General features: G+C 74.1%; 22 protein-coding genes. 10 read left to right on the forward strand and 12 right to left on the reverse strand.

The genetic code is table 11. The annotated features are described in order from the left end of the window. Positions 1-219: 219 nt before the first annotated feature. Positions 220-804 carry a hydrolase gene (locus ACZ4VA_RS03230; protein ID WP_468079452.1) on the forward strand — a complete coding sequence of 195 codons (585 nt, stop codon included), beginning with the start codon at positions 220-222 and terminating at the stop codon, positions 802-804. A 110-nt stretch (positions 805-914) separates the two neighbouring features. On the opposite strand, the gene ACZ4VA_RS03235 is transcribed toward ACZ4VA_RS03230, so the two are convergent. After that, positions 915-1859, reverse strand: coding sequence for a ketopantoate reductase family protein (locus ACZ4VA_RS03235; RefSeq protein WP_468079454.1), 945 nt, complete (start codon positions 1857-1859; stop codon positions 915-917). A gap of 193 nt (positions 1860-2052) precedes the next feature. On the opposite strand from ACZ4VA_RS03235, the gene ACZ4VA_RS03240 reads away from it, so the two are divergent. Next, positions 2053-2289, forward strand: coding sequence for a DUF2277 domain-containing protein (locus ACZ4VA_RS03240; protein WP_355796246.1), 237 nt, complete (start codon positions 2053-2055; stop codon positions 2287-2289). Positions 2290-2619: 330 nt separating this feature from the next. Here ACZ4VA_RS03240 and ACZ4VA_RS03245 read toward each other — a convergent pair whose 3' ends face one another. After that, positions 2620-3234 (reverse strand): DedA family protein, encoded by a 615-nt coding sequence (locus ACZ4VA_RS03245; RefSeq protein WP_356168269.1) that lies wholly within the window; start codon positions 3232-3234, stop codon positions 2620-2622. Between the two features lie 248 nt (positions 3235-3482). Between ACZ4VA_RS03245 and ACZ4VA_RS03250 the strand changes: the two genes are divergently transcribed. After that, positions 3483-4085, forward strand: coding sequence for a superoxide dismutase family protein (locus tag ACZ4VA_RS03250; RefSeq protein WP_355793721.1), 603 nt, complete (start codon positions 3483-3485; stop codon positions 4083-4085). A gap of 63 nt (positions 4086-4148) precedes the next feature. Here the strand turns inward: ACZ4VA_RS03250 and ACZ4VA_RS03255 are convergent, their stop codons facing one another. From ACZ4VA_RS03255 to ACZ4VA_RS03270, 4 genes are all read right to left on the reverse strand, one after another. Further along, on the reverse strand, positions 4149-4604 hold the full coding sequence (locus ACZ4VA_RS03255; RefSeq protein WP_389389462.1) for a DoxX family protein: 456 nt from the start codon (positions 4602-4604) through the stop codon (positions 4149-4151). An 80-nt stretch (positions 4605-4684) separates the two neighbouring features. Beyond that, positions 4685-6610 carry an FAD/NAD(P)-binding protein gene (locus ACZ4VA_RS03260; RefSeq protein ID WP_468079458.1) on the reverse strand — a complete coding sequence of 642 codons (1926 nt, stop codon included), beginning with the start codon at positions 6608-6610 and terminating at the stop codon, positions 4685-4687. A 181-nt stretch (positions 6611-6791) separates the two neighbouring features. Further along, a complete protein-coding gene (locus tag ACZ4VA_RS03265) occupies positions 6792-8438 on the reverse strand; it encodes an alkaline phosphatase D family protein (protein ID WP_356168260.1) in 1647 nt (548 codons plus the stop codon). Positions 8439-8515: 77 nt separating this feature from the next. Then, entirely contained in the window at positions 8516-9163 is a 648-nt protein-coding gene (locus ACZ4VA_RS03270; protein ID WP_355783763.1) for an HNH endonuclease family protein, read from the reverse strand. Positions 9164-9562: 399 nt separating this feature from the next. Here ACZ4VA_RS03270 and ACZ4VA_RS03275 point away from each other — a divergent pair, with 399 nt between their 5' ends. Next, positions 9563-10144: a TMEM165/GDT1 family protein gene (locus tag ACZ4VA_RS03275; protein WP_356168257.1), complete on the forward strand. Its 582-nt coding sequence runs from the start codon at positions 9563-9565 to the stop codon at positions 10142-10144. A 415-nt stretch (positions 10145-10559) separates the two neighbouring features. Further along, entirely contained in the window at positions 10560-11225 is a 666-nt protein-coding gene (locus ACZ4VA_RS03280) for an HAD family hydrolase (protein WP_355794682.1), read from the forward strand. Positions 11226-11609: 384 nt separating this feature from the next. Here ACZ4VA_RS03280 and ACZ4VA_RS03285 read toward each other — a convergent pair whose 3' ends face one another. Beyond that, positions 11610-12722, reverse strand: coding sequence for a peptidoglycan-binding domain-containing protein (locus ACZ4VA_RS03285; RefSeq protein ID WP_468079462.1), 1113 nt, complete (start codon positions 12720-12722; stop codon positions 11610-11612). A gap of 166 nt (positions 12723-12888) precedes the next feature. Here ACZ4VA_RS03285 and ACZ4VA_RS03290 point away from each other — a divergent pair, with 166 nt between their 5' ends. Next, positions 12889-14952 (forward strand): DHA2 family efflux MFS transporter permease subunit, encoded by a 2064-nt coding sequence (locus tag ACZ4VA_RS03290; RefSeq protein ID WP_468079464.1) that lies wholly within the window; start codon positions 12889-12891, stop codon positions 14950-14952. 354 nt (positions 14953-15306) lie between these two features. On the opposite strand, the gene ACZ4VA_RS03295 is transcribed toward ACZ4VA_RS03290, so the two are convergent. Beyond that, positions 15307-15816: a GNAT family N-acetyltransferase gene (locus ACZ4VA_RS03295; RefSeq protein WP_355792029.1), complete on the reverse strand. Its 510-nt coding sequence runs from the start codon at positions 15814-15816 to the stop codon at positions 15307-15309. Positions 15817-16004: 188 nt separating this feature from the next. On the opposite strand from ACZ4VA_RS03295, the gene ACZ4VA_RS03300 reads away from it, so the two are divergent. Further along, positions 16005-16700 carry a hypothetical protein gene (locus tag ACZ4VA_RS03300; protein WP_355792026.1) on the forward strand — a complete coding sequence of 232 codons (696 nt, stop codon included), beginning with the start codon at positions 16005-16007 and terminating at the stop codon, positions 16698-16700. 5 nt (positions 16701-16705) lie between these two features. Then, positions 16706-17632 carry a hypothetical protein gene (locus tag ACZ4VA_RS03305; RefSeq protein ID WP_389389458.1) on the forward strand — a complete coding sequence of 309 codons (927 nt, stop codon included), beginning with the start codon at positions 16706-16708 and terminating at the stop codon, positions 17630-17632. A 350-nt stretch (positions 17633-17982) separates the two neighbouring features. Here the strand turns inward: ACZ4VA_RS03305 and ACZ4VA_RS03310 are convergent, their stop codons facing one another. Beyond that, complete coding sequence (locus tag ACZ4VA_RS03310) at positions 17983-18390, reverse strand: DnaJ family domain-containing protein (RefSeq protein WP_355791403.1); 408 nt, start codon at positions 18388-18390, stop codon at positions 17983-17985. Positions 18391-18508: 118 nt separating this feature from the next. On the opposite strand from ACZ4VA_RS03310, the gene ACZ4VA_RS03315 reads away from it, so the two are divergent. Continuing rightward, positions 18509-18904 carry a hypothetical protein gene (locus ACZ4VA_RS03315; protein ID WP_355791400.1) on the forward strand — a complete coding sequence of 132 codons (396 nt, stop codon included), beginning with the start codon at positions 18509-18511 and terminating at the stop codon, positions 18902-18904. Between the two features lie 7 nt (positions 18905-18911). Here the strand turns inward: ACZ4VA_RS03315 and ACZ4VA_RS03320 are convergent, their stop codons facing one another. Next, complete coding sequence (locus ACZ4VA_RS03320) at positions 18912-19583, reverse strand: O-methyltransferase (RefSeq protein ID WP_468079468.1); 672 nt, start codon at positions 19581-19583, stop codon at positions 18912-18914. 219 nt (positions 19584-19802) lie between these two features. Beyond that, positions 19803-21194, reverse strand: a complete 1392-nt coding sequence (proP, locus tag ACZ4VA_RS03325) for a glycine betaine/L-proline transporter ProP (protein WP_389389456.1) — start codon at positions 21192-21194, stop codon at positions 19803-19805. Positions 21195-21567: 373 nt separating this feature from the next. On the opposite strand from proP, the gene ACZ4VA_RS03330 reads away from it, so the two are divergent. Beyond that, positions 21568-23616, forward strand: coding sequence for a bifunctional glycosyltransferase 87/phosphatase PAP2 family protein (locus tag ACZ4VA_RS03330; protein WP_355784789.1), 2049 nt, complete (start codon positions 21568-21570; stop codon positions 23614-23616). Here ACZ4VA_RS03330 and ACZ4VA_RS03335 read toward each other — a convergent pair. Then, positions 23519-25192, reverse strand: a complete 1674-nt coding sequence (locus ACZ4VA_RS03335; RefSeq protein WP_468079636.1) for a hypothetical protein — start codon at positions 25190-25192, stop codon at positions 23519-23521. The two genes, ACZ4VA_RS03330 and ACZ4VA_RS03335, sit on opposite strands and share 98 nt — an antisense overlap. Positions 25193-25394: the final 202 nt, after the last annotated feature.

Genomic DNA, 25394 nt, shown 5'->3' on the forward strand with positions numbered 1-25394 from the left:
GAGTCCAGTGAGTCCCGGAACCCGTCAGCCTGTCAGCCCGTGAGTTAGTAAGCCCCGGAGCCCGTAGGCGTGTGAGTTCGGGAGGTCGGGATGCCCGGCGACAACCGTCAGCCTCCCCACCCTCCAGCCCTCACCCGCAGGAGTTCCTCCTCCCCCCCCCACGCACCCTTGGCCCCCCCCACGCACCCTGCCCCCTCACGCCACCCCCGAAGGGCCCCCATGACTCTCACCACCCTCGACCCCCGTACCGCGCTCGTCGTCATCGACCTGCAGAACGGGATCGTCGCCGCTCCCACCGCTCCTCTCGGCGGGGCCGAGGTGGTGGCCCGGGCCGTCGAACTCGCCGGTGCCTTCCGGGCCCACGGGCTCCCCGTGGTCCTGGTGCGTGTCACGGCGGCCGCCGACGGAGCGGACGCCGTCCCCGGCCGTACGGAGCGGGGGCGCCGAGGCGGCGGCCTGCCGGAGGGCTGGGACGTCGTCGTCGACGAACTCGCCGGCCACCCGGAGGACATCACCGTGACGAAGCGCAACTGGGGCGCCTTCCACGGCACCGACCTCGACCTCCAGCTGCGCCGCCGCGGCATCACGCAGATCGTGCTGACCGGCATCGCGACCAGCATCGGCGTGGAGTCCACCGCCCGGGCGGCGCACGAGCACGGCTACCACGTCACCCTCACCACCGACGCCATGTCGGACCTCGACGCCGACGCCCACCGCAACAGCGTCGAGCGGATCTTCCCCCGGCTGGGCGAGACGGGCACGACCGCCGAGATCATCGAACTGCTGGCCAAGACCCGCGTCTGACAGGCCACAAGACCCGCGTCTGGCAGGCCAGTCGATGAGCGCGGGGGGCCGTGTCCCGTCCAGCGCTCAGCGCGTCCGGTGATCCTGGGGCCGTACCCCGCCTACGCCGCTCAGCGCGTCCGGTCCGCCAACTCCCGTACCAGGCGGGCCGTCACCGGTACGGGCACCCCGTGCCGGTCGGCCGCGCGCAGCAACGCCCCGCCGATCGCGTCGAGTTCCAGCGGGCGGCCCGCCTCCGCGTCGCGCTGCATGGAGGACCGCATGCCGGGCGCGAAGGAGTCGTAGCGGGCGAGGGCCTGTGCCGGGTCCGCCGGGGCGCCGCTCGCGCGGCTGACCGCGGCCGTCTCCTCGACCAGCGCCGTCAGCTCCTCGCGGTAACCGGTGCGCACCTCGCCCAGTGGCAGCCCGTACCGCGTCGTCAGCAGGGCGAAGGGCGCCAGGAACGACATCTTCGCCCACAGCGCCGCGACCTCGTCGTCCAGGACCCGCACCGCCGGTCCGGCCGCCGCGAGTGCCCCGGCGAGCGCGTCGAGGCGCTCGCGCGGCACGGCGTCCCCGGTCAGGTCGATCTCCGCGAAGGGACTGCCGTGCTCGATCACCCCTGGGGCCACCCGGGTCGACTCCACGCGGACGACGGCCGGCGCCACCCGGGCGTCGCCGTACCGGGCACGCAGGGCCGCGGGGTGCTCGACACCGTTCAGGAACGGTACGACGAGGCCGTTCTCGCCCAGGGCGTGCGGCGGTACGCGGTCCAGCGCCGCGTCCAGCGCCGTGTGCTTGACGGCGATCAGGCAGGCGTCGACCGGCTCGCGCAGCTCGGTGTCCGCCTCGACCGGCGCCGTGAAGTCGCCGAACGTGCCGCTGCGCACCTGGATGCCGCCGTCGCGCAGCGCCCGCGCCGTCTCGTCACCGGCCAGGCAGATCACGCGGTGCCCGGGCCGTGCCATGAGCGCCGCCAGCAGTCCGCCGACGCCGCCGGGGCCCAGTACCGCGACCGTCAACGGCTTCCCGCCCGGCAGGGGGCCGTGCTGCTCCGGGGGCTGGTTCTTCGTCATGCGTCTCTGTCCTCTCGTCGGTCGGCCCCGTGACGGTGGCCGCCTCGGCGTGGATGATCTCAGTCGCTACCGCCGTACGGACGCGCCGGGGGCAAGAGGTGCAACCGCTCGGGTGGTCATGTTCTGCACAATCGGCGGGGGACCGAGGGCTATTCCCGGGCCGGGACGGCGGCTCGCGCGCGACACTGGACGCATGTGCCGCAGCATCAAGACACTCCGTCCGCCCGTACTCCCCGAGGAGGCGACCGAGGAGGACATCCGGGCCGCCGCCCTCCAGTACGTCCGCAAGGTGTCCGGCTTCCGGGCGCCGGCCGCGCACAACCGCGAGGTCTTCGACCGTGCCGTCGAGGCCGTCACCGCGGCGACGGCCGAGTTGCTGGACGGCCTGGAGGTGCGCGGCCAGTCGGCGACCCGCTCGGCAGCCTCCTGACGGGGCGTCCCGACCAGCCCGGCCCGGCCACGCAGCCGCCTGCGCCGGGCCGCCCCGACGCGTGCCGTGATGGGATGGCGTGACGCGCCGCCGATGGTGACGAGGCGGTACCGCCCAATCGATATATCGACTCGGAAGCCGGAAGCCGGAAGCCGGAAGCCGGAGGCCGGAAGCCGGAGGCCGGAAGCCGGAAGCCGGAAGCCGGAAGCCGGAAGCCGGAGGCCGGAAGCCGGAAGCCGGAAGCCGGAAGCCGGAAGCCAGGAGCCGGAAGCGCCCAGTCACCGTCCCGCCGTCACCCCGACAGCAAGGCCCCCGGCCCTGCCCCCACCCTCAGCGCTGCGCCCGCGGCCGGCGCATGAGGAAGCCCGCGCCGGCCCCGGCGGCGAACAGCGCTCCGAAGGAGACGGCCGTCGCCAGCCAGGTGGCGCCGAGCCACTGTCCGCCGTAGTAGCCGAGGGCGACGCTGTACGCGGTCCAGGCGACGCCCGCCAGGATGGACCAGGGCAGGAACTCGCGGACGCGCCGGTGGGCGGCGCCCGCGCACAGGGAGACGACCGAGCGGCCCGCCGGCGCGAAGCGGGCGACCACGACCAGGATGCCGCCGCCCCGCGCGAGCGCCCCGCCGAGACGTTCCTGCGCGCTGGTCAGGCGGCGGGAGCGGGCGATGGCGCGGTCGAGGCGCTCGCCGCCGCGCCAGGCGAGGCGGTACGCCACCATGTCGCCCAGCACCGAAGCGGTGGCCGCGCAGAGGGTGAGGGCCAGGAGGTCGGGCACGTCGTGCGGGACCGCCGCGCCGGTCGCGGTGCCCGCGGCGGCCGCCGTCGCCGCGGCGATGACCAGGACCCCGCTGGGGAGCACGGGCAGGAAGACGTCGAGCAGTACGGACATGGCCACGACGGCGTAGATCCATGGGCTGCCGGTCAGCGACCCCACACTTTCAAGCACCGAACACTCCCCTGGACTCCCCCGTGGGCACGACCACGCCGCGACGTCGGGAGGAGCGGCAGGGCGGCCTGTGACAGCCATACAGCGTACGCCGGAGGTGTGACAGGAGATCCACGGGGGGCGCATGTGTTCGCCACATCATGTTCACCCGGGTGCGCCACCGGTACGGCGTCCAGCACGGACTTCCCGTACGAACGAAACGGACGAACTGAATCCGGTGGAGTGACGACGAGGAAGCGGGACTGACGATGGTGGCAGCGATATGCGCCGGGGTGCTGGCGGCGACCGTCCTCGCGGCGGGCGGCGCGCCGGTCCAGGGCGGGCTGGGGCACAGCGGGCCGGTCGGGGTGCAGGGGGCGCCGGACGGCTTCTGGATGCGGACGGCCGGCCGGTTCGCGCCGGCCGGTGCCTTCGCGTCCTCGGCGGCGCTGACCTACGACACGGACCTCGTGCCGGCGGGCGCGCGGGTCGAGGTGGGCCAGCGCCGCGACGGGCGGGGCGCCACCGCCGTACGGCTGCGGGTGGCGGGCGTGCGGCCCGGTCACACCTACGGCGTCCACGTGCACCGCAACCCCTGCGGCGCGGACCCCGCTGACGCGGGCGGGCACTACCAGCACCGCGAGGACCCGGTGCAGCCGTCGATGGACCCGCACTACGCCAACGCGGGCAACGAGGTGTGGCTGGACTTCACGGCCGACGAGCGGGGAGCGGGGGAGGCGCTGGCCGAGCACGACTGGGGGTTCCGCAAGGGCGGGGCGTCCTCCGTGGTGGTGCACGACGAGCCGGGGATGAGCGGCGGGCGGCTGGCGTGCTTCACGGTTCCCTTCGGCTGGGTGGCCGGGAACGGCTGACACCGGGTCGACTCGGAGCGCGCCGGGCGGCGCCCGCGGGACGGGACGGGCGCCGGTGTGGTGTCAGGCCGTGACGGGTGTCTGGTCCGCGGTGGCCCCGTCCTCGGCGGCCTGGGGCGTACGGCGGCTGAGGAGCCGGTCGATGCCGAGGGCGCCGGAGCCGGTGAACACCAGCAGGAGCAGGGACCAGCAGAACAGCACGGAGAGCTCGCCGCCGTTCTGGATGGGCCACAGGGCCGACGGCTGGTGCACGTCGAAGTAGGCGTACGCCATCGAGCCGGAGGAGACGAAGGCCGCGGCGCGGGTGCCGAGGCCGAGGAGCACCAAGGTGCCGCCGACGAGCTGGATGACGGCCGCGTACCAGCCCGGCCAGGTGCCGGCGGGGACGGAGCCGCCGCCCATGGCGCCGCCGAGGACGCCGAAGAGGGAGGCGGCGCCGTGGCAGGCGAAGAGCAGGCCGACGACGATGCGGAAGAGGCCGATGGCGTAGGGCTGGGCGCTGTCGAGGCGTCCGGACATGTGGGGGGACTCCTTCGGTCGGGGCCGGTCCGCGGACGGACCGGTCTCGGGGGAACCGAGTGAGCCAAGGTTAGGTGTGCCTAATCAATGCTTGCAAGTTCAACATCAGGCCATGGCTCGGCCGCCGTCCGGGGCTCCGTTCCGGGCGCCGCCGCACGTAGGGCCGCCCGCGCGACCGCGTCGGCGTCCGAGAGCGTGACCGAATCCACCCCTGGACGGGCACCGGCGGCGGTCACCCAGTGCACGCCTTCCGTGGGCACACCGAAGGCGAACCGCCGTGCGTGCGGCTGCCCCTGATTGTCAATCAGGTGGTACGGACTGGGCGTCACGTCCAGCCCTCCGGTCTCGTAGCCGTCGACGGTGTGCGGGCGGCACCCGCCCGTCTTCAGCAGCCGGGCGAGGAGTTCGTCCGCCGTCCGCCGCACATCCGGTTCCGGCAGCCGCGCCTCGATCAGGGTCGTCGCCCGCACGGCCGAGTCCGGCACGTCGGGGGAGTCGGCGAGCCACCCGCCGTCCTCGCCGCGCACTCGCAGCCGCGGACCCACCACCGTCAGGACCCCCGCCTCGATCAGCGCGGCCATCTCCTCGATCCGGCGCCGGGGCGGGCCGATGGACAGGAAGGCGTTGAGCGGGGTGTACCAGCGGTCCAGGTGGTCCCGGCGCGACGTGCCCGAGAGGCCGCCGTGGTCCACGACGAGCCGCAGTTCGTTGCGCAGGTCGCGCAGCACGTCGAGGGCGGCCTTGAGGGGGCCGTCGACGTTGCCGAGGGCGGCCTGCTCGGCGTCCTCGCGCAGATGCGCCAGCAGCCAGTCGCGCCAGGAGCGGGGGCCCGTGAAGGACTGCCGGGCGTACGGGCGGGACAGCCGGTCCCAGGACCAGCGGTCGGCGGCCGGGATGCCGAACTCGGCCAGCAGCGCCGCCTCTTGGGGGCCGCCGTGCTCCGCGCGCAGGAAACGGTCACGGAAGCCGGACCGGCCGGGGGTGACCCCCCGGAGCCTCAACAGCCCCTCGTAGTAGACCGTTTCGACCTCCTTCGCGACCAGGGGCCATATCTCGGTGAGGAAGTCCGGCGCCTCGCCGGAGTCCGCGCGCTTGCGGAAACGGGAGATCACGTCCGGGGTGAGGACGAGAGGGGTGTGACGGCCGTAGGGGCCCTTGGCGTTGTCGCCGCGGGCCTGGTGGGGGATGCCGCGCCGGGAGCCCGCGAACAGGCGGGGCTCGTCGCCCGAGGGCAGGTAGCGCAGGCCCCGGGACGTCCGGACGAAGCGTCCGCCGCGGCCGGTCGTCAACAGGGCCATGTGGTCGAAGAAGTTGAGCCCGAGCCCGCGCAGGAGCACCGGTTTGCCGGGGGACAGCGGCGCGAGGTCGACGTCGGCCGGGTTGGCGGGCGGGATGTGGCGCAGCCCGTGCTGTTCCGCGTACGCGCTCAGCTGCCGCTGCCCGGGGTCGGCCAGCACCGGCAGATGGCCCTGGGCGAGGACCACCGCGCTCAGGCCCTCCAGGGAGCGGCCGTCGGAGAGGGTGACCGTCTGGCGGCCGTCGGGGCCGTCGTCGAGGCGGACGGCGTGCGCGGCGTGCGTCTCGACGCGGACGCCGGCCGGGGCCGCGCGGACCGTCCGGGCGAAGACCCAGGCGAGGTAACGGCCGTACTGGGCGCGGGTCGGGTAGTCGTCAGGACCGAGCTCGTCCTCGGTGCCGGACTCGGCGGCCCAGGCGTGCAGGCTGGGCCCGGGGCGCACCGGGCCCGCGCACTCGACGCTCTCGTCGGTGAACAGGGTGACCTGGGAGGCGACGGTGTTCATCAGCAGCTCGGACGGCTGGGTGGTCCGCCAGACCCGGCCGGGTCCCGGCGGCGACGGGTCGATCACATGGACCGTCAACCGCCTCCCGGGTGGCAGCAGTTCGGGGGCGGAGGCGCACAGGCGCTCCAGGACGCCGGTGCCGCGGGGTCCCGCGCCGATCAGGGCGACGGCGGCGGACGCGGCTTCCGCGGGTGTTGCGGGCAAGGGGGTGACTCCCGGGCGTGGGGGGCGCAAGGGCGGCAGACCGTCCGCCGGAAGCGGACGGTCCGCCTCATCATGCCGCCGTACGGCGCGGCGGCCGAGCCCGGAGGGGATGATCGGGGCCGGGTGTGGGATGCGTCACGAGCATCCGGGACAACGCACCCGGCAACCTGGCGGAATGGCCTTATTGCGGGGTGAGTTGGGACTCCTCCACCGTGGTCAGCCGGGCGGTGTCGCCGGTCGCGCGAGCCTGTTCCAGGCGCAGCCGCGCCGCGCGGCCCCGCAGCGTCAGTGTCATCAGCTGGTTGCCGAACCAGGGGCCGCCCGTCCGGCGCCAGTCCACCGCCGGCCGGCCCTGGCGTCCGTGCCGGGACAGCAGGCGCCCGATGGCACGCCCCGTCCGGCTCCAGCCGAAGCGGAAACCGATCCGCATCGACAGCGGGATCGAGTTGTGGACCGGTGAGCAGGTCAGCTGCAGGACCCGGGCGTCCGGGGCCGCGCCGCCGGGCCACGTGGGCTCGGCGACGTAGGCGTGGTGCACGTCGCCGGAGAGCACCAGGACCGTCGCCGGGGCGTCCTCGCCGCTCCCCGCCTCGGCGATGAGCTGCCGCAGCGCCTCGAAGGACTCGGGGAACGCCGCCCAGTGCTCCAGGTCGGCCTTCCTGCGCACCTGTTCCCCGATGCGCGCCCAGCGGGCCCCGCGCTCGCCCCGGCACACGCCCGCGTTCCACGTCTCGGCGTCGTGGATCAGGTGGGGGAGCAGCCAGGGCAGGGAGGTGCCGATGAGCAGGTGGTCGTAGGCGTCGCGCCGGTCGAGCACCTGCTCCCGCAGCCACCGCTCCTCGCCCTCGTCCAGCATCGAGCGGTGCTGCTCGTCCAGGACGCGGGCCGCCCGGGAGTCGAGCATGACGACACGGACGCGGCCGAAGTCGCGGCGGTAGCTCCAGCGGACGGAGGACGGCTCGGCGTCGGAGCGGGCGGCGTGGTCCCGCAGGGCGTCCGTGCCGTCGGGGGTGGCGCGGACGGCGGCGTAGACCGGGTCTGCGTCCAGCTCGGCCGGGGAGAGGTTGCCCAGGTGCTGATGGACCCAGTACGACATCAGGCCGCCCAGGATGCGCTCGCGCCACCAGGACGTGGCGCGGATGTCGGCGAGCCAGGACGCGCTGGTGTTCCAGTCGTCGATGACGTCGTGGTCGTCGAAGATCATGCAGCTCGGGACCGTGGACAGCAGCCAGCGGATCTCGGGGTCCCGCCACGACTCGTGGTAGAGCCGGGTGTACTCCTCGTAGTCCGCGATCTGCTCCCCGGGAGGCTCGTCCAGGCTGCGGCGGGAGGCGATCCAGGCACGGGTGGACTCGGACGTCTCGTCCGCGTACACCTGGTCGCCCAGCAGGAGCAGCACGTCGGGCCGCTCGGCGTCCGGGGAGGAGGACAGGCGCGCCGCCAGCGTGTCGAGGGCGTCGGGGCCCACCGGGTCCTTCTCGTCCCCGGGCGGGGCGGCCCAGCGGCAGGAGCCGAAGGTGACCCGGACGCTGTCCCCGCTGTCCCGGTCGAGGGTGCGGATGACCGGGGGCGGGAACGGCGAGTCGGCAAGGGGCCAGACGGGCGTGCCGTCCAGCAGCAGTTCGTACGCCGACTCCGAGCCCGGTTCCAGGCCGGTGAGCACCACCAGGGCGTAGTGGTGCCCGGCTACCTGGAACGTGCGGGCCTCTCCTTTGGGACCCTCGGCGCACCGCACCTCGGCGGTGCACGGACGGCTCGTCTCGACCCATACGGTCGCGGACGAGTCGTCGACAAACCTGAGCAGGGGGCCCAGCAGGAGCTCCGACACGGCCATCACCTTCCTCCGTCGCCCCGTACGGTACGAAACGACGGAGGCACAGGACAGGGTTCCCCGTAAGCGGCGGGCTATGAGCAGCCGCTGAGCACCGAGGACAGCTTCGACTTCTCGGCGCTGTCGACCGAGAGGTTGTAGTAGTACTTCACCTGGACCCAGGCGCGCACGTAGGTGCAGGCGTAGGCGGTGCGCGAGGGCATCCAGGTGGCCGGGTCCTGGTCGCCCTTGGCCTGGTTCACGTTGTCCGTGACCGCGATGAGCTGCGGGCGGGTCAGGTCGTTGGCGAAGGCCTGGCGCTGCGCGGTGGTCCAGTTGTCGGCGCCGGAGTCCCAGGCCTCGGCGAGCGGCACCAGGTGGTCGATGTCCAGGTCGGAGGCGGCGGTCCAGGTCGCGCCGTCGTAGACCGAGTACCAGCTGCCGCTGGTGGCCGCGCAGGCGGAGTCGGTGACGACGTTGGAGCCGTCGCGCTTGAGGACCGTCTCGCGGGTGTTGCACGCCCCGCTGATGGTGATCCAGTGCGGGAAGAGGTCGCGGTTGTAGCCGGTGCGGTCCTCGGTCGCCACGGTGAGCGAGGCGAGGTAGGTCCGCGCGGTGGAGGCGCTGACCGGGGTCGGCAGCGCGGCGGAGGCCGTGGGGCTGTTGAAAAGGCCGGCCATGGCTATCAGACCGGTGACGGCTGCGAGTATGCTCAGCCGTCGACGCGCGTAGACCTTTGGCATGCGAACTCCCTGTGGATGGGGGGCCGTTGGGGCGGGCGAGCACATGCTTGCGGCGTCGCGTTTCCGGCAGATGTGCGTCGGGTGAGAAGCTAGTGACGCGTACATGACAAAGCAAGAGTCGTGACGGGACCAATGGCCCTGGGGGGCCGGCGCGGGCGTCACGTACGATGGACGGCTCAGAAGGGGAGTAGCTCTTCGCCGGACCGTCGACATACTGCTCAGCTCGTCTGAGCCGGCGCCCGGAGGCAGACCTCGGTCACGAGGCCGGCCAGCGAGACCTTCGGCAAGCAGTGCACCGCCCGCGCGTCCTCGCGCGGGTGCCCCCGTGTGCTGCCGTGCCGAGGTGTCGCAGCGCAGCACAGCACTCTCGGTGGGGCGGCCCCGACCGATTGAGGAACATTGATCAGCTTCAGCGTGACGGCGCTCGTCTTCGGCGTCGTCTTCCTTGCCGAGCTGCCGGACAAGACCGCGCTCGCCGGACTCGTGCTCGGCACGCGCTACCGCGCCTCGTACGTCTTCGCCGGCGTCGCCGCCGCCTTCGCCGTCCACGTGGCGCTCGCCGTCGCGGCGGGCAGCGTCCTGACCCTGCTGCCGCAGCAGATCGTGCACGCGCTCACGGGTGTGCTCTTCCTCGCGGGCGCCGCGGTGCTGCTGCTGAAGAAGGATGAGGACGAGGAGGAGGTCCGCAAGCCCGAGAACCAGAGCTTCTGGAAGGTCTCGGGAGCGGGCTTCATGCTCATCCTGGTCGCCGAGTTCGGCGACCTCACCCAGATCATGACGGCCAACCTGGCCGCCCGGTACGACGACCCGCTCTCCGTCGGCCTCGGCGCGGTCCTCGCGCTGTGGGCGGTCGCCGGGCTCGGCATCGTCGGCGGCAAGGCCCTGATGAAGCGGGTGCCGCTCGCGCTCATCACCAAGATCGCGGCCCTGCTGATGCTGGGGCTGGGCCTGTGGAGCCTGTACGAGGCGGTGGCGGGATGACCCGCCCCTCGCGTCGCCGGGGCGGGTCCGTGGCGGGCCGTCCCGTGCCGGCGCTCCGCGCTCCGGTCCCCGCCGGGCCCGTCGGCCGCGCACCGGTCCTCGGTGCGGCGGGCGGTTCGCCCCCGGCCGGTCCCGCGCCGACGTTCCCTGCGCCGGGCCGTCCCGCGCCGGGTCGTCCCATGCCGACCGGTCCCACCCCGGCCGGTCCCGCGCCGGCCGATCCCGCGCCGGCCCTCCGTCTCGGCCTCGTCCGAGACCGCCTCGCGAAGCCGCTGGTCAGGCGCGGTGGCGTCGGGGGCCGTTTGTTTTGTATCGTGAAGAAACAAAGTGGCCCCCGCCCGTTCTCCCTGACCGGCGGGCGGGGCCGCCTTGTCCCCGGGTGCCCCGTACGGCTCCCTCTCCCGCGTCTTGGAGCATGCCGATGACGGCCACCACCGTTCTGACCGCCCGCGCCCTCCTGCTCGACATGGACGGCACCCTCGTCAACTCGGACGCCGTGGTCGAGCGCTGCTGGCGACGCTGGGCCGACCGGCACGGGCTCGACGGGGACGAGGTCATGAAGGTCGTCCACGGCCGCCAGGGCTACGCCTCCATGGCCGTCCTGCTGCCGCACCGGCCCATGGAGCAGAACCACGCGGACAACGCCCGCATGCTCGCCGAGGAGACCGCCGACATGGACGGCGTCGTCGAGGTACCGGGGGCCTCGGCCTTCCTCGCCTCCCTCGCCGGGCTCCCGCACGCGCTCGTGACCTCCGCCGACGTGGGCCTGTCCACCGCCCGCATGGCCGCCGCCGGCCTCGGACTGCCCGACCTGCGGATCACCGCCGAGTCGGTCGGCGCGAGCAAGCCGGACCCCGAGGGCTTCCTCAAGGGCGCCGCCGAACTGGGCGTCGCGCCCGAGGACTGCGTGGTCTTCGAGGACTCCGGGGCGGGCATCACGGCCGGCAAGGCCGCGGGGATGCGCGTCGTCGGCGTCGGACCCCGGGCCGCGGTCCACGGCCCCGACGCCCTGGTCGCCGACCTCACGCAGGTGCGCGTCGAGGCCGCCGCGGACGGGTCGATACGGCTGCACATCGGCTGACGCGAAGGTCGGAGGCCGGGGTCCTGGTGGACCCCGGCCTCCGTCGTCCCCGGCGCCTGTCGGGTCCGGCCTCCGCTGTCCCGGCTCCCGACAGGGGCCAAACCTGTCGAGTCCGGGGGCCCGTAATCCCCGGCCTGCGTCGAGCCCGGCGCCTGTCGGCTCAGGGCCCCGTAATCCCCGGCCTGCGCCTGGCCCGGCGCCTGTCGACTCCGGCCCCCGACGTCCCCGGTCCTGCGTCTGGCCCGGCGCCTGTCGGCTCCGGCCCCCGACGTCCCCGGTCCTGCGTCCGACTCCGGCCCCCGTTGTCCTCCGCCACCGTCGAATGTTGCCCCGGTCGAGTCCGAGCCCCGTCGAGCCCAGCCCCTCGCCCCCGACCCCCGTCCGCTACGGCTCGCTCGTCTCCGATTCCAGGCGGGTGCGGGTGGCCGTGCCGTAGACGCCCGGTTCGTCGGCGCCGATCCCGCGGGCCCACTGGTAGCGCCGTACGGCGTCCTCGACCTGTTCGTTGAAGTTGCCGTTGATGTCGCCGTAGTAGAGGGCCAGCTGGCGCAGCCGCAGCTGGAGTTCGGCGACCTCGGCGCCCCTGTCGCCGCGGCGCAGGATCGTGGCGCGGTGCTCGTCCGGCTCGTCGGACGGGGGCCGGACCGAGCCGGTGGCCCGGGCGGTCGTCGGTGTCCCCGTCGGCTTCTTCGAGCGGGACGGGGTCGCCGACGGGCTCGACGGCGAGGCGGAGGGCGACGCGTCCGCACCGGCCGACTCCGTGGGGCTGCCGGAGGCGGACGGCGAGGGCGAGGCGCTGCGGGACGGGGACGCCTCGGCCCGCGGCGACGACTTCTCCGGGACGCTCGCGCGCACCGCCTCCGGCTGCGAGGCGTCCCGCTCCGGTGTGTCGTACGACAGGACCCCGCTCGCCAGCCCCGCGGCGGCCACCACGGCCACGACGGCGCCGGCCACCACGAGGAGCGCGGTACGGCGGCGACGCCGGGGCGGCTCGTCGCCCGGCGTGGTGCCCGATCCGGGCGTCGGATCCTGGAAGAGCCGCATGTCGTCCGGTGCGGGCTCCGACGTGCCCGCCGCCATCACCGGCCGGGTGCGCTCGGCGGCCGACGGCGTGCCGACCGCGGTGAGCGGCATCGTGCGCTCGCCCGGCGACGGCGCGTCGGCGGCCGTCAGTGGCATGGTCCGCTCGGCGGCCGTCTCGGGAGGCAGCGGGGTCGCGCGGGTCGCGGGCCGCTCCGGCCGCGCGTCGGACCGGGGTCCGGCACCGGCCGGTTCCGCCGTCCCGTCCGGGCCGGGGTCCGCGCCCGGGGAGGCCTGGCCGAGTTCCACGTAGGGCCGGATGCGCAGCGGGTCGAAGTCCTCCGCCGCGGCCGCCTCCGCCGTACGGGCGTCGCGCAGGGCGTCCGAGGCCCGCTGGGTGCAGGCGCAGGACGGCGTCCCGTCGGCCTCCCGGTGCGTCCCGCACTCCGGGCAGACGTGCCCCTTCGATCCGCTCACGTGTGGTCCCTCCCCCTCACGGACTCCAGAGAGTATCCAGACGCTCTCCACGGAATCTCCCCGGCACCCCGCCGTTCCGGGCCCCGTGAAGGACTCAACAGGCCATAACGGGTCACACCGATCACGATGGGAGGTGACCGGGACGCCTGGGCGCACGGAGGACCGTATGAACGCGGACGCACAGGGCACGGACGCGGCGGTGACGAAGGGGGGCGCCCCCACCGAGGAGCATGTGCACGGCAGCGTTCTCGTGTCGATCGGCGCGCTGCTGCTGGGCATGCTGCTGGCCGCACTCGACCAGACCATCGTGTCGACCGCGCTGCCGACCATCGTCAGCGAGCTCGGCGGCCTGGAGCACCTCTCCTGGGTCGTCACCGCGTATCTGCTCGCCTCGACGGCGGCGACGCCGCTGTGGGGCAAGCTCGGCGACCAGTACGGGCGCAAGCGGCTGTTCCAGCTCGCGATCGTGATCTTCCTGATCGGGTCCGCGCTGTGCGGCATGGCGCAGAACATGCCGCAGCTCATCGGCTTTCGGGCCCTCCAGGGGCTCGGCGGCGGCGGGCTGATGGTGCTGTCCATGGCGATCGTCGGCGACATCGTCTCGCCGCGCGAACGGGGCAAGTACCAGGGGCTGTTCGGTGCCGTCTTCGGCGCGACCAGCGTCCTCGGACCGCTGCTCGGCGGGTTCTTCACCGAGCACCTGAGCTGGCGCTGGGTCTTCTACATCAACCTGCCCGTCGGCGTGGTCGCGCTCGCCGTGATCGCCACCGCCCTGCGCATCCCGCGCCGCACCGCCCGCCACGTCATCGACTACCTCGGCACCCTGCTCATCGCCGCCGTCGCGACCTGTCTGATCCTCGTCGCCTCGCTGGGCGGCACGACGTGGGGCTGGAGCTCGCCGCAGCTCATCGGAGTGGCCGTGCTCGCGGTGGTCCTGGCGGTCGCCTTCGTCGCCGTGGAGCGCCGGGCGGCCGAACCGGTGCTGCCGCTGAAGCTGTTCCGCGTGCGGACCTTCACACTGTCCGCCGTCATCAGCTTCGTCGTGGGCTTCGCCATGTTCGGCGCGATGACCTATCTGCCGACGTTCCTCCAGGTCGTCCAGGGCATCTCGCCGACCCTGTCCGGGGTGCACCTGCTGCCCATGGTCCTCGGCCTGCTGCTCTCCTCCACCCTCTCCGGCCAGATCGTCAGCCGCACCGGCCGGTGGAAGGTGTTCCCCATCGCCGGCACCGGGATCACCACCATCGGACTGCTCCTGCTGCACCAGCTCGACGAGAACAGCGGAACCGGCGAGATGAGCGCCTACTTCTTCGTCTTCGGTCTCGGCCTCGGCCTGGTCATGCAGGTGCTCGTGCTGATCGTGCAGAACGCGGTCCCGTACGAGGATCTGGGCGTCGCCACCTCCGGCGCCACCTTCTTCCGCTCCATCGGCGCCTCATTCGGCGTGGCCATCTTCGGCACCGTCTTCGCGAGCCGCCTCGGGACCAAGCTGGCGGCGGCCCTCAGCGGTCAGCAACTGCCCGCCGGTCTCAGCGTGGACACGCTCAAGGCCGACCCGAAGGGCATCGCCGAACTCCCCGCCGCGCTGCGCACCCCCGTCCTGCACGCGTACGCGTCCTCGATCACCGATGTCTTCCTGTACGCCGCCCCGGTCGCGCTGGTCGGCTTCGTGCTGGCCTGGTTCCTGCGCGAGGACAAGCTGCGGGGCTCGGTCACGGCCCCGGACGCCACGCAGACGCTCGCCAGCAACCCGGTCGAACGGTCCTCTTACGACGAGGTGTGCCGCGCGCTGTCGGTGCTCGGCACCCGTGAGGGGCGGCGCGAGATCTACGAGCGGATCACCGCGCGGGCGGGCTACGACCTGCTGCCCGCCGCGAGCTGGCTGCTGCTGCGGATCAGGAAGCACGGGCGGGAGGAACCGGCGGCGCTCGCCGACCAGAGCGCCGTGCCCCTGGACGTGGTGCTCGCCGCGGGCCGACAGCTGGAGGAGCGCCGCCTCGCCCGCCGCGAGGGAGTCGAGCTCACGCTCACCGCTGAGGGCCGCGAGGCCGCCGAGCGGCTGTCCCGGGCCCGCGAGGAGTCCCTGGGCGAAACGCTCGGTGACTGGTGGGGCCCCGGCCGGCCCACCGACCTGGTCCGACTGGTCGAGGAACTGAACTCCGAGCTGTGCGGCTCCGACGCGGAGCGCCCGCACGGGGCGACGGCCCACCCGTACAAGCCGGTCGCCTGATCCCGGCCGGGCGGGCGGGACCGCCGGACCCCCTCCCGGGAGAACAGGCCCGCTGCCTGGACCGGGCCCGCCGTTCGGACTGGGTTCCGCCGTCCGGACCGGGGCGGGTCGTGATCGACGGTGAGTCCCGTCCGGACCGGGGCGGGCCGTGATCGACGGTGAGTCCCGTCCGGACCGGGGCGGGTCGTGACCGACGAAGAGTCCCGTCCGGACCGAGGCGGGCCGTGATCGACGGTGAGTCCCGTCCGGCTCGACCACGACCGACGGTGAGCCTCGTCCGCCTCGGCCCGGCCCTGACTCCGGCCCGGCCCCGACTCCGGCCCGATCGGGACGACGGGGCCCGGACCCAGCCGGTCAGCCCGTCAGCTCCTTGGTGAACCAGTGGTCGGCGTACTCCTCGTCGTTGTGCCGCTCCGTCTCCCGGTAGCCGAGGCGCGCGTACAGCGCACGGGCCGCCACCAGGTCGCTGCGGGTGTCCAGCACGATCCGCCCGGCGCCGAGCTCGCGCGCCGCGTCCTCCGCCGCCCGCACCAGCAGGGCGGCGCCGCCCCGGCCGCGCAGGTCCTCGCGCAGGAAGACCCGCTTGAGCTCGGCCGTCGTCGGGTCCGTCAGCCGCACGCCCGCGGTGCCGGCCGGCTCGCCCCCGTACCGGGCCACCAGCAGCACCCCGCCGGGCGGCGCGAGGGAGTCCCCGGTGTCGGCGGCGATCTCCCGTTCCAGCTCGGCGGGGTCGGTCCTGCGCCCCTCGTGCAGCAGGTACCAGCGGTCGCTGACCTCCGTGTAGTAGGCCCGCCACAGCGCGGTGGCGGCGGGCGAGCCGACGGGCTCGGGAGCGACGGTCCAGGGGGCGGGCGTACGGGTCATGGCGGTCATTGTCACGACCTCCCCCGCGCGGCCCGCAAGCGGTTTACGCCGGGCGTCGAGGACGGAGGGCCTTCCGGAGGGGCCGAGGGGCCTCTCGTGACCGTGGGGGCGGCACCGTTTGCGGCGCGTTATCGCGGCAACCCGGTCGATGAACCGGCCCGTTGGGTCGAAAACTCCGGAAGGCACCCATGTCCACAGGCGTGATCATCGCTTTGATCGTGATCGTGGCGGCCGTGGCCCTTGTCGCGGTCGTCCTGACTCTCCTCGCCCGCAGGCCGCAGGGCGGGCGCAGCCTCCAGCGGCGCTTCGGGCCCGAGTACGACCGTGCCGTCGCCCGGCACGACGGCGACACCCGGGCCGCCGAAGCCGACCTCACCGAGCGGGTGAAGCGGCACGGTTCGCTGCGCCAGCAGCCCCTGGAGCCCGCCGCCCGCGAGCAGTTCGCGGCGCGCTGGGCCGCCGCACAGGAACGCTTCGTCGACTCGCCGCGGGAAGCGGTGGCCGAGGCGGACCGCCTGCTCGGCGAACTGGCCGGAGCGCGGGGCTACCCCGACACCGGCCGCTACGAGGAACAGCTCGAGGCCCTCTCCGTGCACCACGCGCACCACGTCCATGGGTACCGGCGGGTGCACAGTGCCGCGCACGCGAGTGGCGGCGCCACCGGGAACGCCACCGGCACGGAGGAGATGCGCGAGGCCATGCTGGAGGCCCGCGCCCTGTTCGAGGACCTCGTCTCACCCAGCCGCAAGGACGACGTCCGCCACCGCGCGGACACCGGCACGGACGGTGCGGAGGTGGCCGCCGACAACTCGGACACGGCTCGCTCCGGCAACCGTACGCACGTGCCGTGGACCCTCAACCGGCGCCACGCGAAGGGAAGTTGACGAAGATGGCAGACGTGACAGGCGAGGGCGCGGAGCGCCGGGGGACGGCACGGGGGTCCGAGGGCCCGGGCGCCGACGGCACCACTCCCCGGACGCCGGGCCGAGCGGGTTCGGCGGACCCCAGGAACGTGACCGGCGACGCCGCCACGAGCCGGGAGACCGCCGAGGCGCGCGCGACGGCCGCGGCCCGCGAGGCCGACGGCAGGACCGGGGCCCCGGGAGCCGACACGCTCGCGGGCACGCCGGCTACCGACGCGACGGCCGGCGCTCCGAGGACCGGCACGACGACGGGCGCCCTCGGCGTCGGGACGACCCCGGGCCACCAGAGCATCGGCGACCGTGACCGTCGTGACGGCGTCGGGACGGCTCCGGGGCATCAGAGCATCGGCGACCGTGACGGCGTCGGCGCGGAGGACGGCACCGCGGGCACCGCGTGGCGCGAGGGCACCGGAGCGGACGGCCGCGGTTCCGCCACGGGAGTCGGCGAGAAGGCCGGCGCCGCCGCCGAGGGCCGCACCAGGACCCCGCACGAGACGTCCGGTACGACGTCGGTCGGCACCGGCCGCACGACGGGCGAGGGCGTCACCGCGGGGGCCCGCACGGGCACCGGCGACACGTCCCGCACCGGCGACACGTCCCGCGGCGGTGACTCGCCGCTGCTGCCGCACGAGGAGTCCGACAAGCTCGCCAAGCGGCTCCAGCAGGCCGTCGGCGGGTTCATCGACGAGCCCCGGGCGTCCGTCGAGGAGGCCGACCACGTGCTGGAGGAGGTCGCCGCCCGGTTCACGGACGCGATCACCCAGCGGCGGCGCGCGCTCCGCTCCTCCTGGCAGACCTCGGGTGAGAGCAAGGGCGCGACGGCCGACACCGAGCAGCTGCGGCTGGCCCTGCGGGACTACCGCGAGATGGCGGAACGCCTGCTGCACAGCTGACCGCGCGCGTCGGGCGCCGTATGGAGAACGCTCCGTACGGCGCCCGACCCGTGCGGAGCGAGCCCCGAAGAGCAACCGATGGGACGGCCCCCGGCACGCGCCGGGGGCCGTCCCTGCCCACGCGCGGACGCCTCGCCCGGCACGGGCCGTGAGACCGCGTGTCACCGAAGGGGACGGGCCTGCGACGCGCCGCCCGCCCGCCCATGTACGGCGCCGAGCGCTCGCGGGCGTCGGGATCGGACGGGGTCCCGCGAGGCCGGGCCGGAGTACGAGGGTCCAAGGGGCCGAGGGGCCGAGGGGCCGCGGGTCCGAGGGGCCGTGATCTCCGCGCGGCCCTGTCGTGCCGCCGGTCAGGCCGTCCGGCGGCGCTCGCGCCAGTCGCGGACGATCTCCTCCACGTCGTACGGCTTCAGCCCGAGCGGAGGGCCCGGCGGCGGCTTGAACATCATCTCGCGGATCTTGGCGTTGACGTCCTCGACGATCCGGCGCACGGCCCGCTCCGAGGGCGCCGCCGACGCCGCCGCGAGCGCGTCCTCGGCCTCCTTGCGCAGGGCGAGCGTCGGGGGCAGCACCGACAGTCCCTCGCGGGCCATCTTCTGCTTGACCCACCACAGTTCGTCGTACGGGGCGTCCGTGACGTCGGGCAGCGGACGGCCCGCTCCGGCGAGCGCGGTGAACTCCCCACGCGCCTCCGCCTCGCGGATCTGCCGGTCGACCCAGGACTCGAAGCTGACGCCGGGGGGCTTTCGCTCGGTCATGAGTCCATTGTGCCGGATGTCACCCGGACGGCCTCGTGGCGAATTATCATGCGGCGGCGGCGCGTCGAGAGCGCCCCGCGCAGGGACGGTCGGACAGCTGAGCCTCTAAGGAGCGCACGTGCTCGAACTCACCATGGCCTCGGTCTCCGGGGCGGACGCCGGGGCGACGGCCGGCATGCTGATGGCCGACGCGCCCAGCGACCCGGGCGCCGTGCTGCGGGTGGGCCGGGACAAGGCGGTCTGCCGGCTGGCGACGCCCGACGACTGGCTGTTCGTCTCGCGGGTGCACCTGGAGTTCCTGTGCGGGCCCGACGGGACCTGGCAGGTCACCTGGCTGCGCGGCTCGCACCCCGACCCCTCCTCCGAGGTGCGGCTGACGCTGGCGGGCCTGCCGCCGCAGCAACTGCCGTACGGCGGGACGGCGAAGCTGCCCGCGGGCGGCTCCGGGGAGCTGGTCGTCCAGGACCGCACCGGCCCGCGCAGCGTCAACGTCGGCTTCTACCACGAGGTCTGACGGTACGTCAGTCCAGTACGCGGGCCAGCGCGAAGCCGTCGTAGCCCTTGCTGCCCACCGTCTGGATCGCCGTGCCGCTCAACTTCGGGTGGCCGGCGATCAGTTCGAGGGCGGCCCGGGTGCCCTCGACGCTGGGGTCGCCGCCGCCCGGTTCGGTGACCCGGCCGCCGCGCACCACGTTGTCGAGGACGATCAGGCTGCCGGGGCGGGTGAGCCGCAGGGCCCACTCGATGTACCGCGCGTTGTTGACCTTGTCGGCGTCGATGAAGACGAGGTCGAACGGCTCGGGGTGTTCGTCGGCGAGGGCGGGCAGCGAGTCCAGGGCCGGGCCCACCCGGACCTCGGTGATCTTGTCCAGGCCGGCGCGGGCGAGGTTGCCGCGGGCGACCTCGGCGTGGGCGGCGTCGTATTCGAGGGTGACCAGCCGGCCGTCGGCGGGCAGCGCGCGGCCCAGCCAGATCGTGCTGTAGCCGCCGAGGGTGCCGATCTCCAGGACCCGGCGGGCCCCTTGGAGCTGGGCGAGCAGCTGGAGCAGCTTGCCCTGGTTCGGCGCGACGTTGATGGCGGGCAGCCCGGCGGCGTCGCTGTCGGCGAGCGCGGCCGTCAGCACCTCGTCGGGCGGGGAGAGGAGCTCGGTGAAGTAGGCGTCGACCGCGTCCCAGAGCTGAGCATCGCTCATGCACCATGCCTTTCGTATGTCTAGTTAGCTGTCCTAACTAGTTATGCCGCCGAATCTAGTCGCGTACGGGGCGGTTGTCAGCGCCTTTTCCGGTTTCCGCCCGGCACCGGTCAGCCGATCGGCCCAGGGGGCCACGCGGGCGGCGGGGGAGGCGGCACCGGGCGGGACGGTGCGCGGCCCCCGGCGCGATTCCACGGGCCGAGGGCGTACCGGGGGCCGTCAGTGTCCGGTGGGCTCCACGGACGGCGCGGAGCCGGGCAGGGGGCGGCCCGCCGACTCGGCCGTGAACCACACCGCGACGCCGCCGATGACGGCCGCCGCCATCATGTAGTACGCGGGCATCATCATGTTCCCGGTCGCCCCGATGAGGGCCGTGACCACCAGCGGCGTGGTCCCGCCGAACAGCGAGACGGAGACGTTGAAGCCGATGGACAGCGAGCCGTAGCGCACCTTCGTCGGGAACAGCGCGGGCAGCGCCGCGGGCATCGCCGAGGTGAAGCAGACCAGCAGCAGGCCGAGGGCGCCCATGCCGAGCGCGACCGCGAGCAGGCTGCCCTGGCGGATCAGCAGGACGGCCGGGACGGACAGCGCGAGGAAGCCGAGGCAGCCGGCGGCGATCACCGGACGGCGTCCGACGCGGTCGGTCAGGGCGCCCGCGAAGGGCTGCACGACCATCATCAGCGCCATCACGCCGAGCACGACGAGCAGTCCGTGCGTCTCGTCGTACTTCAGCTCGCTGGTCAGGTAGCTCGGCATGTACGACAGCAACATGTAGTCGGTGACGTTGAAGACCAGCACCAGGCCCATGCACAGCAGCAGCGCCTTCCACTGGCCCGCGACCAGCTCGCGCAGCGGCACCTTCGGGCGGTCGTGCTCCTTCTTCGCCGCCTTCGCCAGCTCGGCCGCGAACGCCGGGGTCTCCTCCAGCCGCATCCGCAGGTACAGGCCGATGACGCCCATCGGGCCGGCGATCAGGAACGGGACGCGCCAGCCCCAGGACAGCAGGTCCTCGCTGGACAGCAGCGCGGTCATCAGGGTGACCAGGCCGGCGCCGCCGATGTAACCGGCGAGGGTGCCGAATTCCAGCCAGCTGCCGAAGAAGCCGCGCCTGCGGTCGGGCGCGTACTCGGCGATGAAGGTCGAGGCACCGGCGTACTCGCCGCCGGTCGAGAAGCCCTGCACCAGCCGGGCCGCGAGCAGCAGCAGGGGCGCCCCGACGCCGATGGTGGCGTACGACGGGATGAGCCCGATCGCGAAGGTGCCGGCCGCCATCATGATCATGGTGAGGGCGAGGACCTTCTGCCGGCCGACGCGGTCGCCGAGGGGGCCGAAGACCATCCCGCCGAGGGGCCGCACGAGGAAGGCGGCGGCGAAGGCGCCGAAGGTCGACAGCAGCTGGGCGGTCGGGTTGCCGGACGGGAAGAACACCTTGCCCAGCGTCACGGCGATGTAGCTGTAGACGCCGAAGTCGAACCACTCCATCGCGTTGCCGAGCGCCGCTGCCTTCACGGCGCGCCGGACCAGGGCCGGGTCGGTGACGGTGACCTCCGGCCGGCCGGGGCCGGTGGGGCCGGCGGACGCGACGGGAGCGTGGGGGGTGACGGTCGGCAAGATTCCGCTCGCCTGCCTTTCGACGGGGACAGGGACACGGCTCCTGGGAAAGCGAGCCGAAAACCGACCATAGGTGCACTTCTCCGCTTTACGTGCTGTGTACACCTGGTTGCGGGACGTGCGTGAACACCGCATAAGCAGGCAGGACGCCGCAGGATCGGCCCGCTTCCCCGGGGACGCTCTGTGATCTTTGTCGCGGCCGGGGGCGGAACCGGAACGGGTTGCGGGGGGTCGCCTTTCGGACGAAAGGCGGGCAGACGTCAGGTGACCGCGGGGGTGCCCGCGTCTCTTCCCGAGGGGCGACGCGTGGCGCATAGGGTTCGGACACGGACATACGGGCGGTAACGACGGGGGCGGGGAGGTCAGAGACGGCGTGGCGGATGCGGAGCGCGGAGGACGACCGGGAGAGGTCCTCGGAGCGGGGCCCGGCGGGACGGCCGGCGCACGGCTGGAGGCGGCCCGTGTGCTGCTCTGGCTGGTCGCGGCCGTCCTCGCCCTGCGGCAGGTGGCCGTCGTCCTCGGGACCCCCAGAGGCGAGCGGCTGACCGACCTGGAGACCTGGGTCGGAGCGGACGGCGTCCTGCACGTGAAGGGCTCCCTGTACGACTCGACCCGGTTCACCGGCACCCCGTTCGCCGGTCTGGTCCTCAAACCCCTCACTCGTTCGGCTGAACAAGCGCTGGGCTGGGGGTGGACCTTCGGGACGCTGCTGCTCGTCGTGGCGCTCGGTCTCGTCGCGGCCCGCGCCCTGCCGCCGCCGGTGACCCGCCGCACCCGCCTGCTCGCCGCGCCCGTCGCGGTCAGCCTGCTGATGCTGTCGCTGCCGGTGCGCAACACCCTCCACCTCGGCCAGACCAGCGTCATCCCGGTCCTGCTCGTGCTGCTCGGCTGCCTCGCCGTGCGCGGGCAGCGCCTGAGCGGCGTGCTGATCGGCGCCGGCGCGGCCCTCCAGCCGACCGTGCTGCTCTTCGCCCCGCTGCTCTGGTTCACCGGGCGTCGGCGCGCCGCCGTCTCCACCGTGGCGACGTTCGCCGCGTGCACGGTGGTCGCCTGGGCCGCGCTGCCGCACGACTCGTACACCTACTGGGTGCACCACCTGGCGGGCGCCGGTCTCGGCGGCCGGGCGGACGACCTCGCCAACCAGTCCCTGCACGGGGCGCTGCTGCGGCTGGGCCTCGAAGGGCCGCTGGAGACCGGCCTCTTCCTGGTCCTCGGCGCGGCCGTCGCCGTCGTCGGCCTGCGCCGGGCGGTGCGCTACGCGCGCGACGGACAGCTGCTGCTCGCGGTGGCGGTCACCGGCTGCGTCGCCGTCGCCGTCTCGCCCACCACCTGGCAGCACCAGCTGCTGTGGCTGCTCCTCGCGGTGGTCGGCCGGGTCGGGCGCAGGGCCTCCGACCGCTACGTGTGGCCGGTCACGATCGTCCTGGTGACGACGCTGCCCGCGAGGATGATGCTGCCGAACCTGACGGTGCTGCACCCGCTGCGGGAGAACGCGGTCCTGGTGGCCGCGCTCGCCGCCGCCTGCGCCGTCCCGTTCCTGCCCCGCACCTCGCCCTGGTACCGGGACCCGGTCCCCACCGAGTACGCGGCGCCCGGCCGGTCCCGCTTCCGCCGGGTCCCGCTGCTGCCCGTCCCCGGCCGCGTGCCGACCCGCCCGAACCTGCTCCTCGAACTGCTGCTGATCCGGGTCGGCTACGCCGCGTACCAGCAGGTCAGGCTCGCCGCGACCGGCGGGACCAACTCGGGGGGCCGGGCCGGAGCCGAGCGGCACGGCGAGCAGCTCCTCGCGGTGGAGCGGTTCCTGCGCATCGACGTCGAGCACGGGATAAACCACGCCGTGGTGACGGTCGGCTGGCTGCGGAACTTCTTCGACTTCTACTACGAGTCGTTCCACTTCTTCGTCCCGCTGACCGTCCTCGCCGTCCTCTACGCCCGCCGCCCCGCCGACTACCGCTGGGCCCGTTCGGCGCTCGGCTTCGCCACCCTGCTCGCGCTCGTCGGCTTCTGGCTCTACCCGCTGGCACCCCCGCGGCTGATGCCGGGGCTCGGCGTCATCGACACCGTGCACGGCGTACAGGACTTCTCGAAGCCGGACTACGGCACCCTGACCGCGCTCACCAACCAGTACGCGGCGATGCCGTCCCTGCACTTCGGCTGGTCGCTGTGGTGCGGTCTGGTGGTCGTCGTCCTCGCCCGGACCTGGTGGATGAAGGCGCTGGGCGCTCTCCATCCGCTGTTCACCCTCGGCGCGATCGTCGCCACCGGCAATCACTGGGTGCTCGACGCGGTGGGCGGCGCGATGGTGGTGGGCGCGGGCTTCGGCGTCACCTATCTGCTTCAGGGCCCCCGGATCCGGACGGCGGCGCCGCCCGCGGAGGTGCGCAGCGAGCCGGAGCCGGTGCGGCCCGGTACCGCGAGCTGATCCGGTACTCGCCGGGCCCGGACACGGTCAGCTCGGTGAACTCGCCGTGCCGGGCCAGACAGCCGCCCTCCACGCGCAGCCACGGCGAGTGGGCGACGCGCACCAGCACCCGGCCGGGGCCCGGCATCCGCACGTCGATCTCGGCGCTCGTCGTCCGCAGCACGGTGGCCGGCGCCGAGACCAGCGGCACCGCGTCGCGCACCCGGTACACCCGCCAGTGCGCGTCCCGCCAGACCGGCTCCAGCCACCCGGGCCCGCTCGCCACCAGACGCGCCTCCTCCTCGGCGTACCCGTCGGGCCTGGCCGACGGCAGGACGACGAAGCCCACCGCCCAGCGGTCCAGCCAGCCCCGGTAGGCCGCCGGCGAGAACGAGCCGTCGTAGAAGAGACGCCCGCGCTCCATGTCCAGCTGGCGGTTCCAGCCGCGCGCCATGTTCACGTGCGGGGCGAGGGCCGTGGCCTCCCGGTGGTCGCGGGCCGGGACCACCTCGACCCGGGTGCGGTCGGCGCCGAGCCGTTCCAGCGCCCGGACGACCCCGTCGGTGCGGGCGGCCCAGGCGGGCACGCGGGTGGACACCGCGAGGTCGTCGGCGGTCTTCCGCCCGACCCAGACGACGGACAGGACGAGGACCGCGACCAGGAGACGGCGCCGCGTTCCGCGCAGCGACGGCGCGGACAGCAGGGCCGCCAGCAGCACGGCCGGCGCGAACAGCTCCGCGAACCGCTCCACGTTGGTGCCGACCGGCGAGGCGACCAGGTACGCGAGGACGGTCCCACCCGCGTAGACGGCGCCGCTCCACCGCGCCACCCGCCAGTCGCGCGGCGCCAGCGCGGTCACCGTGAGGCCGAGCAGCACGGGCTGCCAGACCCGGTCCGCCGGCATCAACTGCTCCCCGGTGAAGGGGAACAGCCAGGTCGTCAGCCCCACCACCGCACAGGGCGGCACCAGCAGGGTGGCGGCCCGCACCCGGTCCCCGGCGAGGAGGTGCCCCGCTCCCACGACCACCAGGAACAGCCCGGCGACGGGACTCGCCATGGTGGCGAGCGCCGCGTACGCCACGGCGAGCGGCACCCGCCGCTGACCCGTCAGCAGGACGCAGGCGGCGAGGCCGAGGGCGACGCCCAGCGCGAAGGTCGTCCGGCCCGAGGCGACGTCGCACCACAGGGCGAGCGAGGCAAGGACGGCGGGCCCGGCGGGCCGCCGGATCCCCGTGCGCACGAGCAGGACCGCGGCCAGCCAGGACGCGGCGAGCCCGGCGGCCACCGTCACCGTGCGCACGCCGGCGGCGGCCATCAGGTACGGGGACAGCAGGCTGTAGTTGACGGTGTGCATCCCGCCGTACCAGGACAGGTTGTACGCCGATCCGCCGTGCCGGGACACGAAGTCCGCCCAGGCCTCCTGCGCCGCGAGGTCGCCGCCGCCCGTGGCGAGGAAGACCCACCAGAGCGCGTAGAGCGGCAGGACCGGGAGCGTGGCGAGGAGCGGTACGCGGTGACGGTCCCGCAGGGTGCGGACGACCTGCTTCCGGGGACCGGCCGTGCGGGTCCGCGGGACGGTGGACGGGGCGGCGGGGATCACGTTCGGCGTTGTCCGTTCGGCGTCTTCGCGGAGTCGGGGCGGATGGGCCACGAGTGAAGACGCCCGGCGGACCGGAAACGTTCGGCGGCTTTCGGCCGTCCGTGGGCTCGGGCGAGGCAGGGGCGGAGCGTAGGGGGACGCCCCTGCCTCCCGCGAGCAGGACCGGCGGCGCCGGGAGGCCGCCGGTCCGTGTCCGGGA

The organism is Streptomyces sp. NPDC028308, assembly GCF_055565855.1.

Coding starts and splice junctions, on each gene's coding strand:
- ACZ4VA_RS03230 (WP_468079452.1), top strand. CDS start 220: ATGACTCTCACCACCCTCGACCCCCGTACCGCGCTCGTCGTCATCGAC.
- ACZ4VA_RS03235 (WP_468079454.1), bottom strand. CDS start 1,859: ATGACGAAGAACCAGCCCCCGGAGCAGCACGGCCCCCTGCCGGGCGGG.
- ACZ4VA_RS03240 (WP_355796246.1), top strand. CDS start 2,053: ATGTGCCGCAGCATCAAGACACTCCGTCCGCCCGTACTCCCCGAGGAG.
- ACZ4VA_RS03250 (WP_355793721.1), top strand. CDS start 3,483: ATGGTGGCAGCGATATGCGCCGGGGTGCTGGCGGCGACCGTCCTCGCG.
- ACZ4VA_RS03255 (WP_389389462.1), bottom strand. CDS start 4,604: ATGTCCGGACGCCTCGACAGCGCCCAGCCCTACGCCATCGGCCTCTTC.
- ACZ4VA_RS03270 (WP_355783763.1), bottom strand. CDS start 9,163: ATGCCAAAGGTCTACGCGCGTCGACGGCTGAGCATACTCGCAGCCGTC.
- ACZ4VA_RS03280 (WP_355794682.1), top strand. CDS start 10,560: ATGCCGATGACGGCCACCACCGTTCTGACCGCCCGCGCCCTCCTGCTC.
- ACZ4VA_RS03290 (WP_468079464.1), top strand. CDS start 12,889: ATGAACGCGGACGCACAGGGCACGGACGCGGCGGTGACGAAGGGGGGC.
- ACZ4VA_RS03295 (WP_355792029.1), bottom strand. CDS start 15,816: ATGACCCGTACGCCCGCCCCCTGGACCGTCGCTCCCGAGCCCGTCGGC.
- ACZ4VA_RS03300 (WP_355792026.1), top strand. CDS start 16,005: ATGTCCACAGGCGTGATCATCGCTTTGATCGTGATCGTGGCGGCCGTG.
- ACZ4VA_RS03305 (WP_389389458.1), top strand. CDS start 16,706: ATGGCAGACGTGACAGGCGAGGGCGCGGAGCGCCGGGGGACGGCACGG.
- ACZ4VA_RS03310 (WP_355791403.1), bottom strand. CDS start 18,390: ATGACCGAGCGAAAGCCCCCCGGCGTCAGCTTCGAGTCCTGGGTCGAC.
- ACZ4VA_RS03320 (WP_468079468.1), bottom strand. CDS start 19,583: ATGAGCGATGCTCAGCTCTGGGACGCGGTCGACGCCTACTTCACCGAG.